This window comes from Rhodococcus sp. 14-2470-1a, assembly GCF_002259425.1.
GTDB classification, from domain to species: Bacteria; Actinomycetota; Actinomycetes; order Mycobacteriales; family Mycobacteriaceae; genus Rhodococcoides; species Rhodococcoides fascians_E.
This window is the reverse complement of the sequence record NZ_NPFZ01000029.1, coordinates 204,342-217,759: the sequence shown is the minus strand read 5'-3', so window position 1 is coordinate 217,759 and position 13,418 is coordinate 204,342. Positions and strand designations below refer to the sequence as shown.

Below are 13,418 nucleotides of genomic sequence, written 5' to 3'. Positions count from 1 at the left end.
GGTTACGGCAGACGGGCGGCCATGGTCAAACCGCCCGTCCCCTGTTCCCTATGCGTCTACGGGAGGACCCGCCGGTCGTGCTGCACTGCGGCGGCGCCGCGGCCGAGCCACCGGCAGTTCTTCCGACACGTCCCCTGCATCCACCTGGGCGAATGCAGGCGTCGTCACCGGTTCCGGCGCAGGCTCGTCCGCAGCGTCCGTGCCGTCCGACGTTGCCGAGATCACGAAGACTGCTCCCGCGTCCGGTCCGGTCTCGGTCGGTGCTGCAGCCTTGCGAGCCACTCGCCGTCCGCGCTTGGCCTTGACCGGAGCCTCGGACGCTGCGGGTTCGTCCGCTGCAACCGACTCGGCGACAGCAGGTTCGGGCGCAGCCTCTTCGGCAGCGGGACGATCCGTTGCCGCTTCCGATGACGGAGTCTCGGCATCCACGTGCGTGGTCGACTCTGCTGCTTCGGCTGCGCCTGTGTCTTCGACTACTGCCGATGCAGTGGGACGCGACGCCTTTCGGCGTGCACCGCGTCCACCTCGACGGGACGAGCCGGTGGGTGCCGCTTCCGTGCCGTTCGACTGGGACTCCTGCAGAGCCCCTGCGTCCGACACCGATGCGTCCGATACCGCTACGTCCGATACCGATGCGTCCGACACCGCTACGTCCGACACCGCTACGTCCGATACCGATGCGTCGTCGTTGCCCTGTACGGCGGCGACGTCCGAGGCGTCGATGACCTTGTTCTCCGTCGACGCCGATGCGTCGTGTTCCACCACGTCGGCGGGTGTGACGTCGGCGACGACTTCGTCGTGGTGCGCTGCCATTGCCAGGGCGACCGGATGGGCTCGCTTGACGGCAGGCTCAGCCGTGGGTTCGGAGTGATCGGAGCCGTGGGAGTGGCCATTCCCCGTGCCGTTGCCGTTGGAACCGGCGTTGCCGTTGGAACCGGAGTTGTCGGACTTGTCGCGTCCACGACGCTTGCGCTGCGAACCGGAGTCCCCTCGTGAGGAGCCCGAGCGTGCACCGTCGTCGGGCTTGGCCTCCACCGGGAACGGATGCACGATGATTCCGCGGCCCTGGCAGTGCTCACATGTCGTCGAGAAAGCCTCGACCAGACCGGTTCCGAGCTTCTTGCGTGTCATCTGGACGAGACCCAGCGACGTCACCTCGGACACCTGATGGCGTGTTCGGTCACGACCGAGAGCTTCGGTCAGTCGACGCAGAACGAGGTCACGGTTCTGTTCGAGCACCATGTCGATGAAGTCGACGACGATCATGCCGCCGATGTCACGGAGGCGCATCTGCCGGACGACTTCCTCGGCTGCTTCGAGGTTGTTGCGGGTGACCGTCTCTTCGAGGTTTCCGCCCGCGCCGGTGAACTTGCCGGTGTTGACGTCCACCACGGTCATCGCTTCGGTGCGGTCGATCACCAGGGTGCCGCCGGACGGGAGCCACACCTTGCGATCGAGTGCCTTCGCGAGCTGCTCGTCGATTCGGTGGGCCTCGAACACGTCGAGCTGACCTGGTTCGGCGACGTGGCGCTCGAGCTTGGGCAGCATGTCGGCGGCGACGGTTTCGATGTAGGTCGACGTTGTCGACCATGCCTTGTCACCTTCGATGACGAGCTTGACGAAGTCCTCGTTGAACAGGTCGCGGATGACCTTCACCAGCAGATCGGGCTCTTCGTAGAGCGTCTGCGGCTGGCTGCCCTTGCCGGACTCGGCCTTCGCCGATGCTTCCTCGATGGATGCCCACTGCGCCTGCAGCCGCGACACGTCGCGAGCCAACTCTTCCTCGCTGACACCCTCCGCAGCCGTGCGGATGATGACGCCTGCCTCGGACGGGACGATGTCGCGGAGAATTTCCTTCAGACGCTTGCGTTCGGTGTCCGGAAGCTTGCGGCTGATGCCGGTCGAGCTGCCGCCGGGCACGTACACGAGGTAGCGACCGGCCAGCGACAGCTGCGTCGTGAGCCGGGCACCCTTGTGCCCCACCGGGTCCTTGCTGACCTGCACCAGGACTTGATCGCCCGGCTTGAGTGCCTGCTCGATCTTGCGGGAGTTGCCTCCCAGACCGGCGGCGTCCCAGTTGACCTCGCCTGCGTAGAGCACACCGTTGCGGCCACGGCCGATGTCGATGAACGCGGCTTCCATGCTCGGCAGCACGTTCTGGACGCGTCCGAGGTACACGTTGCCGACCATCGACGCCGACGCACTGCTGGTGACGAAGTGCTCCACGAGCACGCCGTCCTCGAGAACGGCCACCTGGGTGGTGTCGCCGTGATCCGGGAAGGACTTCTCGCGAACCACCATCACGCGGTCCACGGATTCGCGACGAGCCAGGAATTCGGATTCGGTCAGGATCGGCGGACGGCGACGGCCGGCGTCGCGTCCGTCGCGTCGACGCTGGCGCTTCGCTTCGAGCCGCGTCGATCCGGTGATGCCCTGAACTTCGTCCTTGTTGCGGGACTTGGTGCGCGGCTCACGCTCGTGAACCACGGTGTTGGGCGGGTCGTCCTCGGACGATGCCGTGTCCGACGACGCGTCACCGGAACTGCGGCGACGACGGCGACGACGCCTGCGGCGGCTCGAACCGTCGGCTGCATCCTGCTCGTCGTCCGAATCGTCGGAGTCGGACTCGGCCGACGCGTCGCCGTTGTCCTGCACATCGTCGTCACCCGACTCGGCCGATGCGTCGTCGGCGGACTTGGCGCCGCCACGTGACCTGCTACGCCGACGCGAGCGCCGTTCACCGGTCGGCTTCGAGTCCTCGGCGGTGTCATCCTCGGTGGATTCGTCCTCCGAGTCACTGCTGTCGGTGTCACTGTCCGACCCCGAGGGCTCGGACGGAGCCGCGACGTCATCGGCATCCGAGTCGGCGCCCTGATCGCCGGCACCCTGGTCATCGGCGTCGTTCGAGCTGGAGTCGTCCGGGCTGCTGTCGCCGGCCTGGTCACCACGTCCACGGCCGCGACCTCGGCGTCCACGACGGCGGCGACGCGGCTGAGAGTTGTCGTCGTCGGCATCCCCGTCGTCGGAACCGTCCTCCGACGAGGTGTCCACGGAGGAGGTCGCGTCGGACGGCGTTTCGTCGATGCCTGCGTCTGCGGAAGCGGGCTTGCTGCCCGGCGAGTCGGTTGCCTGGGGGCGGGTGCCCTCGGACTCCTCGGTCGAGGCGTCTGCAGTCGCGGTCACTGCCTGCGTGTCCGCTGCGTTCGGGTTCGCGTCTGCTGCCGACGAGTCCGCCGCGGGGCCAGCTGCCTTCTTGCTCCGACGCCGCGCACGAGGAGGTTCGGCTACGGCCTCGGGCTGGAGGAAGAGAGGTCCGGAGAAAGTCGGACGTGCCACCGGAGCCGCAGTGTCGGTTGCAGCAGCGTCGGCCGCAGCGCTCTCGGCGGGCACGTCGGTCGAGAACAAGGTCTGCGCGGGCTGAGGCTCAGCGACGTCCGGCTCTGCGACGTCCGGCTCTGCGACGTCCGGCTCGGCGACCTGCGCCTCTACCGCCTCGGGTGCTACAGCAGCCGGTTCCACAGCAGCGGGTTCCACAGCAGCGGGTTCCACAGCAGCGGGCGTCACCGCTTCCGGCTCTGCGAACGAGGCGTGGACCGTCTGGGCGACGTCGCGGCCGAGGCTGGACTGTGCGCTGCGGGCCTCGATACCGAGTTCGCCGAGCTTGGCCAGCACTTGCTTGCTGGTCACCCCGATGATCTTCGCCAGCGCGTGCACGCGCAGGCGGTCCGGGAACGTCGGGGCTACCTCGGCGCCACCTTCTGCACTTCCCGTGTTCGAATTCTGTACATCTTCCGGCGGGGCTTGATCGGCCACGTATGTCTCCTCGGGCCCCCGGGCGCGTCCACCTTCGACTGCTGGGTGTGACGCGGCCACGCGAGGGCAATCCTTGTGTCCTGACGAAAGGTTTGACGTCAGTGTTGTCTTGTCACGCTCTTGGTCTCGCTCCGTGTCCGAGGCACCGCCACGGTCTGTGGTCGGTGCACCGAGCACGGTGCCTGGCTGGATGGCTGTGGTGTCCTCCGGTACGAGCGCCTGATCATCAAGCTTGCCTGTGACGGCGGAGGCTTCCGCTCGCCGTCGGCAGCGATGACGGGCATCGCACGCGAAGGTGTCATCCGGTTGCTGACACGAGAACACCGATGTGTCGGCGTTCGATCGTCCTGCTGGTACTGAAAATTTCTCGAATGCTGGTGGTCGGTGAAACTGAAACTGTGTAAGCAACCTTCGCCAGTATCCCACACCGAGGGTCGCCTGCCCGCCACACCGCCGAGAATGCGTCCTCAGCGGCGTGGCGAAGGGCCGGTTCGTGCTGCGGTATCGAGCGGGTCAGGACAGTCCGGGGAACCACAGTGCGATCTCGCGCTCGGCGGATTCCACCGAGTCGGAGCCGTGCACGAGGTTCTGCTGCCCGTCGAGGGCGAGGTCCGCGCGGATGGTACCGGGGACGGCCTTGGCGACCGGGTCGGTTCCTCCGGCGATCTGACGGAACGCCGCGATCGCGCGTGGCCCTTCGAGGACAGCGGCGACGACGGGTCCCGAGGTGATGAACTCGAGCAGGTCGGGGAAGAACGGCTTGCCTTCGTGCTCGGCATAGTGGGCACTGGCCAGCGCGGTCGGAACGGTCTTGAGCTCGAGGGCTGCGATGCTCAATCCCTTCTTCTCGATGCGGCCGAGTATCTCTCCCACGTATCGGCGGGCTACTCCGTCGGGCTTGATCAGTACAAGGGTGCGCTCAGTCACGATCACAGACAGTAGTGGACAGTGCTCGCGCACTCATCCCTGGCGTCGACCTTCGGCGTCGACTTCCCCCGCGTGAGACGTCAGTCCCGCTGGCCGTACAGCATTCCGCGTTCGATTCGGCGCGTGATGTCTCGGCGGAGATACAGCAGGTAGGCCCACACTGCCGCGAAGATCAGCCCGACGATTCCGATCGACAGGTGGATGAACACTCCGAGGATCACGAGAACCTGGAGAACGAGGTTGATCTGCATCCCCTGCGGGCGGCGCTGCATTCCGCTCGCGAGGATCATCAGGACGGCGAGTCCGACGATGTAGAGCGTCGAGAACCACGTGAGCCCGCCTCCGACCGTCGCGACCACCGGCAGTGCCAGCAGGATCACGATCATTTCGAGGATCAGGGTTCCCGCGCAGACTCCCCGGAAGCCCTTCCACGGATCGTTGGTGGGCGGTTTGAACCCACCGGTCGCCTCGGTCATACCGGTTCCTTTCCGAACAGGGTTCTGGCGGCACCTGCGGTCACGACCGAACCGGTGACGACGACGCCCGCTCCGGACACTGCTTCACCAGGGTCGGCGACCTCTTCGGCCAGGCCGATGGCGGTTTCCAACGCGTCGGCCAGGGTCGGCGACACCACCACACGTTCGTCACCGAATTTGGCGACGGCGATGTTGGCGAGTTCTTCCACGTCCATTGCGCGCGGAGAACCGTTGTGGGTGACGACGATCTCGTCGAACACGGGCTCGAGCGCGGTCAACATCGCGTCGACATCCTTGTCGCCCATGACGCTGACGACACCCACCAATTTGCGGAAGTCGAACTCGTCGGCCAGCGTGGCCGCGAGTGCGCGCACACCGTGCGGATTGTGCGCGGCGTCGAGGAAGACCGTCGGTGCATTGCGCACCCGCTCGAGTCGTCCTGGGTTCACGATGGAGCCGAAGGCCGCGCGGACGATCTCGACGTCGAGTTGCCTGTCCGCTCCCGCACCGAAGAAGGCTTCCACCGCGGCCAGGGCGAGAGATGCGTTGTGCGCTTGATGTTCGCCGTGCAGGGGAAGAAAGATGTCGGTGTAGACGCCGCCGAGGCCTTGCAGTTCGAGTTGCTGACCGCCGACGGCGATCCGGCGGGCAAGTACACGGAACTCAGACCCTTGACGGGCGACGGCTGCGTCCGCCTCGACCGCGGCGCGGAGGACGACGTCGAGAGCCTCCGGCTTCTGCTCCGCGATGACGGCGACCGTGTCTCTCGGCACGAGCCGTTCCGGCGCCTTCTTGATGATGCCCGCCTTCTCCCCCGCAATTCCTGCGAGGTCGGAGCCGAGAAACTCCGTGTGGTCGAGGTCGATCGGCGTGATGACCGCGACTTCACCGTCGACGACGTTGGTCGCATCCCACCGGCCGCCCAATCCGACTTCCACGACTGCGACTTCGACGGGTGCCTCCGCGAACGCGGCGAATGCCATCGCGGTGGTCACCTCGAACTTGCTCATTCTCGGACCACCGGCAGCCTGCGACTGCGCGTCGATCATCTCCACGAAAGGTGCGATCTCGTTGTAGGTGTCGACGTAGAGTCGCGGCGAGATCGGTGCGCCGTCGATACTGATACGTTCCGTGGCCACCTGTAGGTGAGGGCTCGTCGTCCGACCGGTGCGCCGATGGAAATGCGTCAGCAACGCGTCGATCATCCGGGTGACCGATGTCTTCCCGTTCGTCCCCGCGACGTGGATGGACGGATACGCCTTCTGCGGCGAGCCCAGAAGGTCCATCAGCGCCGCGATCCTTGCGGTGCTCGGCTCGATCTTCGTCTCGGGCCAGCGCTTGTCGAGCTCAGCCTCGACGAGAGCCAACTCGGCGAGATCGACTGGCCCTGGGTCGCCCTGGCTCGCGGGCTGATCGAATTCGGTCACTACTCACCCGTCGTTTCGAGTCGCGCCGAGATGCGCGCGATCTCCTCGGTGGCGATCTGCTGTCGGGTGCGGATCTTGTCGACGACGGCATCCGGCGCCTTGGCGAGGAACGCCTCGTTGCCGAGTTTCGCGGTGGTCTGGGCGAGTTCCTTCTCCGCGGCCGCGAGATCCTTGACCAATCGCGCTCGTTCGGCGACCAGATCGACCGTTCCCGACGTGTCGAGCTCCACGGTGACCGTCGCCTGCGACAGCCGGACCTCGACGGAGGCGGTGGCGCTGAAGCTCTCGTCCGGTTCGGTCAGTTTGGCCAACGAACGGGTCGCGGCCACTTGGTCGGTGATGTCGGCGTCCTCGACGCCGACAATCCTCGCCGCGACCTTCTGCGACGGCTTCAGTCCCTGATCGCTCCGGAACCGGCGAACCTCGGTGATCAGCTTCTGCATGTCCGAGACACGCCGTGCGGCAACCGGATCGGCGTCCACTCCGCTGTCGGTCGGCCAGGACGCGATCACGACGGACTCGCCGCCGGTGAGCACCTTCCACAGCGTCTCCGTCACGAAGGGCACGACCGGATGGAGCAGGCGAAGAACGGCGTCGAGCACGTTGCCGAGCACGCCTCGCGTCGACTCCGCATGCGCGGTGTCCGCGAACTGAACCTTCGCGATCTCGAGGTACCAGTCGCAGACCTCGTCCCACGCGAAGTGGTACAGCGCCTCACATGCCTTGCTGAACTCGTACCGCTCGAACGCGGCGTCGACCTCGCCGCGGACCTGCTCGAGCCGATCGAGAATCCACCGGTCGGCGTCGGTGAGGTCGGTGCGAGCCGGCAGCTCGTCGGGCGCAGCGCCGTTCATCAGTGCGAATTTCGTCGCGTTGAAGAGCTTGTTGGCGAAGTTGCGCGAGGACTGCGCGTGGTCCTCGCCCACCGACAGGTCGGCCCCGGGATTGGCGCCTCGTGCAAGCGTGAAGCGCAGTGCATCCGCACCGAAGCGGTCGACCCAGTCCAGCGGGTCGATTCCGTTGCCGCGGGATTTGGACATCTTCTTGCCGAACTGGTCCCGGACGAGACCGTGCAGGAAGACGTCCTTGAACGGAACGTTGCCCGGCTCTGCGCCTGCATTCACCGACGCATCGCCGGAGACGTAGGTGCCGAACATCATCATGCGAGCGACCCAGAAGAACAGAATGTCGTAGCCGGTGACCAGCACGCTCGTCGGATAGAACTTGGCCAGGTCGGCGGTCTCGTCCGGCCATCCCATCGTCGAGAACGGCCAGAGGCCGGACGAGAACCAGGTGTCGAGAACATCCGGGTCCTGCACCCAGCCTTCGGGGGCGGTCTCGCCCGGGCCCAGGCACACGGTCTCGCCGTCGGGGCCGTACCAGATCGGGATGCGATGACCCCACCAGAGCTGACGGGAGATGCACCAGTCGTGCATGTTGTCGACCCAGGCGAACCAACGCGGTTCCTGGCTTGCGGGGTGAATGACGGTGTCGCCGTTGCGGACTGCGTCGCCTGCCGCTTTCGCCAGGCCGTCGACCTTGACCCACCACTGCAGGGAGAGGCGTGGTTCGATGGATTCACCACTGCGCTCGGAGTGTCCGACGCTGTGGAGGTAGGGCCGCTTCTCGGCGACGACACGTCCCTGCTCGGCCAATGCCTCGCGCACCTTCACCCGGGCTTCGAACCGGTCGAGACCGTCGAATTGCGTACCGGTGTCGGCGATTCGGCCGGTCTTGTCCATGATGGTCGGCATCGGCAGGTTGTGCCTCAGCCCCATCTCGAAGTCGTTGGGATCGTGCGCGGGCGTGATCTTGACCGCGCCGGTACCGAATTCGGGATCGACGTAGTCGTCGGCGATGATCGGGATGTCGCGGCCGGTGAACGGGTGCGGCAGCGTCGTGCCGACGAGGTGCTTGTACCGCTCGTCCTCGGGGTGGACGGCCACCGCGGTGTCACCGAGCATCGTTTCGACACGCGTGGTCGCGACGATCACGTGTGGTTCGTCGTCGTTCAGCGACCCGTATCGCAGCGACACGAGTTCGCCCTCGACGTCCTCGAACTTGACCTCGATGTCGGAGATCGCCGTCTGCAGCACCGGTGACCAGTTGACGAGACGTTCGGCGCGGTAGATCAGACCGTCGTCGTACATGCGCTTGAAGATGGTCTGCACGGCCTCGGACAGGCCGTCGTCCATCGTGAATCGTTCGCGGTTCCAGTCGACACCGTCGCCGATGCGCCGCATCTGGCCGAGGATGGTGCCGCCCGATTCGCGCTTCCAGTCCCAGACCTTGTCGACGAACAGTTCGCGACCGAACTCTTCCTTGGTCTTGCCGTCGGCCGCAAGTTGCTTCTCGACGATGGTCTGCGTGGCGATACCGGCGTGGTCCATGCCCGGCAGCCACAGCACCTCGTAGCCGAGCATCCGCTTGCGACGACTGAGTGCGTCCATCAACGTGTGATCGAGCGCGTGGCCCATGTGCAGGCTGCCCGTCACGTTCGGTGGCGGCAGAACGATCGAGTAGGCAGGCTTGTCGGTGCTCGGGTCGGCCTCGAAGTATCCGGCGTCGACCCACCCCTGATACAGCTCGGCCTCGACCTCACCCGGGTTCCAACTCTTGGGCAACGCCTCGCTCGGGTTGCTCCGCGGGCTGTCGTCTTGCCCCGCTGCGTTGTCCGGGGTCTCAGGCACTGAACTGGTCACCCGACGATTCTAGTGGTCGCGCCGGGGCGCTCCCACGCGCCCTTTCACCCCAACGTCTCGGGAAGCTCGATTCGCTCACCCAGCACGTGGTCCGCCAGGAACGCCGTGACCACCTCGTACCAGATCTTGGCGTGCTGGGGCGTGAGAACCCAGTGGTTCTCGGACGGGAAATACAGTAGGCGGTGATCGGTCCTGCCTTCGTCGTCGGCGGGCAGTCCGGACTCACTGAGCAGTTCGTACCACAGGCGTAGCCCTTCACCGACCGGCACTCGATAGTCCTTGTCCCCGTGGATCACGAGCATCGGTGTGGAGATGTCCGCGACGAACAGGTGCGGCGAGTTCTCGACGGCCATCTCCGGGGACATCTCGCGCTGCCAGTAGTACGCGACGTCGGTGGTGGGACCGAACTGGTCGAGCGCCCACAGACTCGCGTGGGTGACGATGGCGTCGAACCTGTCGGTGTGGCCGGCGATCCAGTTGGCCATGTATCCGCCGAAGGAACCGCCCATCGCCGCGGTTCTGGACTCGTCGATGTCGGGGCGCGAGGTGGCCGCGTCCGTGATGGCCATGAGGTCCGTGAACGGCTCCTTGCCCCAACGTCCCCAGCCTCGCTGCACGAACTCCTGCCCGTAGCCCGTCGACAGAGCCGGATCCGGAAGCAGGACCGCGTATCCACGAGCGACGAGGAGCCACGGATTCCACCGCCACGACCATGTGTTCCACGATCCGAGGGGCCCGCCGTGCACCCAGAGCAGGAGTGGTGCTTTCTCGGCGTCGGACGCGCCGTGCGGCAGAGCCACGTAGCCACGGAGCCGGTGGCCGTCGTCCGCGGTGGTCTCGATCTCGGCCAGAGTTCCGGGCAGGTCCGGAGCGTCCAGTCCCGAGCGCAGCCGGGTGATCTCACCCGTCGCGACGTCGATGCGCACGGGATGCGCTGGTTCGAGATACGACGCCTCCAACGCGAACACGACACCGTCCGCGGCGGCATGGACATGCGTGTAGGCGGAATCGGTGTCGGTCACCCGGCGCGCCGCGCCACCCGACACCAGGAAGATCGGCGCTCGTCCGTTCTCGTCGGCGACCACGAGAACGCCGCTACCGTCGGCGAGCCACACCGGTTCGGACGGCCACAGATCCCACCCGGGTGCGGATTCGGTCACGGTTCCGTCGGCGAAGGCGTACTCGTGCAACGACACTCGCGGTGCATCCTCGGGGGTCGACAGAGATTCGCGCACGAACGCGACCCTCGTACCGTCCGGGGAGATCGCAGGCGACGAGAGGTCGGCATCGCTGTCGTCGACGATGATTCGCTGCTCCCCCGTGTCGAGGTCGATGCGAATCAGGACGGTGCGCGACGTCGCGAGGGCGCCGGCGATCGTCCACGTCGACACCAGAAACCTTCCGTCGTCACTGATGTCGTACGACGCTTCCTGCAACGCGCCGGCCGCCGCGTCGGTGAGTCGACGCACGGGCGAGCCGTCCTCGGAGGCGAACAGGTGCGGCGTTGCCGGGCGGAGGTCGTGGTCCCAGTACCGCACCGGATAACCGGTGTGCAGGACAGCGTCGATCTTGCCGTCCTTGCGCAACAACCGGATTCGATCGTCGTCCGCGTCGGTTCGAGCCGACGGGTGCACGGCGGAGACCGCCACGAACGTCGGTGCGGCCGTTGCCGTGACGACGCCGGAGAAGCCGGCGCCGCGTGAGGCGACGACGTACGCTTCACCTCCGCCGGAAGGCAGCGACCATATCGCCGACGATTCGTCGTCCTTCGACGCCCGACGAGTGAACAGGAGATCACCCGAGGCGGTGAATGTCGGGCCGCTCGAGCCGTCGTCGTTCCAGGTGAGGCGCCGCGCGTCGGACTCACCGGTCGCGTCGACCTCCCAGAGGGCACCGACGTACTTCGACCCGGCGGAATCGGGCCGCGAGATCGTGACCACGACGCGACGACCGTCGCGTGCGACGGCGAGATCGGTGACCCGCGGTTCGGCGACGTACCGATCCAGGTCGTCGAAGATTCCGGTCGGTCGCTGTGGCACGGGCGCGCTCCTCGGTGATCGAAGTCCAGGCATGCCCGGCCGATGTTACGGACCGGACACGCGTGGGATCACCTCGGTCCGAGCTCTTCCCTCAACTGCGTGAGAGTCCGGGCCAGGATACGAGAGACGTGCATTTGCGAGATGCCCATCCGCTCGGCGATCTGCGTCTGCGTCATGGACCCGAAGAACCGGAGGATCACGATCTGCCGCTCACGCTCCGGCAGTTTCTCGAGCGCGGGCCGGACGGTCAGGTAACTTTCCATCTTCTCGAGCTCGGGATCGTTGGAGCCCAACGTGTCCATCAGCGGCAGGCGGTCGTCGCTGACGACGGAGTCGACGGAGACGGTCTGGTAGGCACTGCGCGCAAGCAGGGCCTGCGTTGCTTCCTTGACGTCGATGTCCAGTTCCGCGGCGATTTCACTCGCGGTCGGGGCTCGTCCCAACTTCTGCGACAGCGTGCCGACAGCGCCGGAGATCATCGAGTTGAGTTCTTTCATGCGCCGTGGCACACGAACCGACCATCCCGCGTCGCGGAAATAGCGTCGAGCCTCACCCATGATCGTGGGGACGGCGAAGGAGACGAAGTCGGATCCGCGCTCGATGTCGAATCTGTCGACGGCGTTGACCAGACCCAGCCGGGCGACCTGGAGCAGATCCTCGTGCGCTTCGCCTCGACCACCGAAGCGCCTCGCAATGTGCTCGGCGAGCGGTAGGCAGCGAGTGATGATGCGGTCGCGGAGCACTTGCTTCTGAGGAGAATCCTCCATCGCCTGCATCTGCTGGATGAGAGGAACGACTTCGCTGTAGTCGTCCGACTGACGCCGCGTAGATTTTTCGTACGGCACGGGCACTAGGAGCTGCTCCTCCGCTTGACCACGTCGACTACCACCGACGAGCCGCCCTCGACCGAGGACGCGGCAAGCGAGATCGAGTCGGTGAGGGTCTGAAGCACGTGCCAGCCGAAGCTGTCTCCTCGCGGAATGCGGTCGGAGTCCACCACCGACGTCGTGGAGATTCGAATGCCACCCTCGCTGACGAGAAACGAACACGACAATTCCGCACCCGGCAGCGCGCCGGAGATCAACTCCGAACACACCTCGTCGACGACGAGCTTGATGTCGGCGATGTCGTCGAGGGTGAAGTCACCCAGTACCGCAAGTGTTTCGGCCACCGCGCGCACCACTGGAAGCTGATCGGCGTCCGCGACCACCCTCAGCTCGACCGGTGCGCCGGAATTTCGTTCCAGCTCTTCGATCTTGCCGACGCCAGTCATTCGCGCTCCCTATCCATCGTTTCGCAACAATCGCTGTCGTTTCCCTCGGGCTGAACATAGAGGCCACACAGCTCGAGTGCGCGCCGCGATCAGAGTACCCGGGGCCGTCACGTTCAATCCTGCGAGATCCTCCGCGCGAATGTGCGCCGTCCGTTCGGACATGACGACGGCGGTGGATGCTGGCACGATCGGGAGCGTGACCTACACAGCGCTGCTGCGCGATCTTGCCCGTGAGTGTGGAGTGTCGACGGCCTACCGAGGCTGGGATCGCCGAGAGCACGAGGTATCCGAGGACACACTGCGCAGAATTCTCGCTGCGCGCGGAATCTCGGCGTCCGACGAGGCGGAGGTTCGGCAGGCGATGGCCGACCTCGAGCAGTTGCCGTGGCGTCGCATGCTTCCTCCGGTCGTCGTCACCGTGGAGGGTGACGGTGACGCGACGATCGCCGTACACGTTCCACACGGTGATCCGGTGGACGTGCACCTCGAGACGGAGTTCGGGGAGCGCAGATCGCTCGTCCAGCGCCAGGTCTGGGTGGAGCCTCGCGAGATCGACGGATCACTCGTCGGGCGAGCGACCTCGAGATTCCCGCCGACCTCCCACTCGGCTGGCACACCGTGGTGGCGGTCAGCTCGCCGGACGGCCGAGAACAGCGGACCGCGAGCGGCGTGGTCGTGACGACGCCGCAGCGGCTGTCGCCCAACGACGCCCTTCTGGGCCGAGGCGAGAGTGGAGCCGGCAGGAACGACCCAGAAGGCGG

Annotated in this window: 9 protein-coding genes; 1 reads left to right on the top strand and 8 read right to left on the bottom strand. The window is 66.2% G+C overall.

Annotation, left to right across the window (positions count from 1 at the left end):
* Positions 1-48: 48 nt before the first annotated feature.
* From CH292_RS18640 to CH292_RS18600, 8 genes are all read right to left on the bottom strand, one after another.
* Complete coding sequence (locus CH292_RS18640; RefSeq protein WP_094655426.1) at positions 49-3,813, bottom strand: translation initiation factor IF-2 N-terminal domain-containing protein; 3,765 nt, start codon at positions 3,811-3,813, stop codon at positions 49-51.
* 513 nt (positions 3,814-4,326) lie between these two features.
* Positions 4,327-4,740, bottom strand: a complete 414-nt coding sequence (gene ndk / locus CH292_RS18630) for a nucleoside-diphosphate kinase (RefSeq protein ID WP_026347734.1) — start codon at positions 4,738-4,740, stop codon at positions 4,327-4,329.
* A gap of 80 nt (positions 4,741-4,820) precedes the next feature.
* Entirely contained in the window at positions 4,821-5,216 is a 396-nt protein-coding gene (locus CH292_RS18625; RefSeq protein ID WP_020111666.1) for a DUF4233 domain-containing protein, read from the bottom strand.
* Positions 5,213-6,643, bottom strand: coding sequence for a folylpolyglutamate synthase/dihydrofolate synthase family protein (locus CH292_RS18620; protein ID WP_019664728.1), 1,431 nt, complete (start codon positions 6,641-6,643; stop codon positions 5,213-5,215). Before CH292_RS18620 ends, CH292_RS18625 begins: the two co-directional genes overlap by 4 nt.
* Positions 6,643-9,345, bottom strand: coding sequence for a valine--tRNA ligase (locus CH292_RS18615; RefSeq protein WP_371828028.1), 2,703 nt, complete (start codon positions 9,343-9,345; stop codon positions 6,643-6,645). Before CH292_RS18615 ends, CH292_RS18620 begins: the two co-directional genes overlap by 1 nt.
* Before the next feature lie 44 nt (positions 9,346-9,389).
* Positions 9,390-11,417 (bottom strand): prolyl oligopeptidase family serine peptidase, encoded by a 2,028-nt coding sequence (locus CH292_RS18610; RefSeq protein WP_179277999.1) that lies wholly within the window; start codon positions 11,415-11,417, stop codon positions 9,390-9,392.
* A gap of 35 nt (positions 11,418-11,452) precedes the next feature.
* Positions 11,453-12,160, bottom strand: coding sequence for a SigB/SigF/SigG family RNA polymerase sigma factor (locus tag CH292_RS18605; protein ID WP_230593920.1), 708 nt, complete (start codon positions 12,158-12,160; stop codon positions 11,453-11,455).
* Between the two features lie 74 nt (positions 12,161-12,234).
* Positions 12,235-12,657, bottom strand: a complete 423-nt coding sequence (locus CH292_RS18600) for an anti-sigma factor (RefSeq protein WP_094626422.1) — start codon at positions 12,655-12,657, stop codon at positions 12,235-12,237.
* A gap of 196 nt (positions 12,658-12,853) precedes the next feature.
* Here CH292_RS18600 and CH292_RS29410 point away from each other — a divergent pair, with 196 nt between their 5' ends.
* Positions 12,854-13,336, top strand: coding sequence for a hypothetical protein (locus tag CH292_RS29410; protein ID WP_256978283.1), 483 nt, complete (start codon positions 12,854-12,856; stop codon positions 13,334-13,336).
* Positions 13,337-13,418 lie beyond the last annotated feature (82 nt).

Bases quoted from the DNA above. Each gene is read 5' to 3' on its own strand.
- CH292_RS18625 (WP_020111666.1), bottom strand. From the start codon at position 5,216: ATGACCGAGGCGACCGGTGGGTTCAAACCGCCCACCAACGATCCGTGG.
- CH292_RS18610 (WP_179277999.1), bottom strand. From the start codon at position 11,417: ATGCCTGGACTTCGATCACCGAGGAGCGCGCCCGTGCCACAGCGACCG.
- CH292_RS18605 (WP_230593920.1), bottom strand. From the start codon at position 12,160: ATGCAGGCGATGGAGGATTCTCCTCAGAAGCAAGTGCTCCGCGACCGC.
- CH292_RS18600 (WP_094626422.1), bottom strand. From the start codon at position 12,657: ATGACTGGCGTCGGCAAGATCGAAGAGCTGGAACGAAATTCCGGCGCA.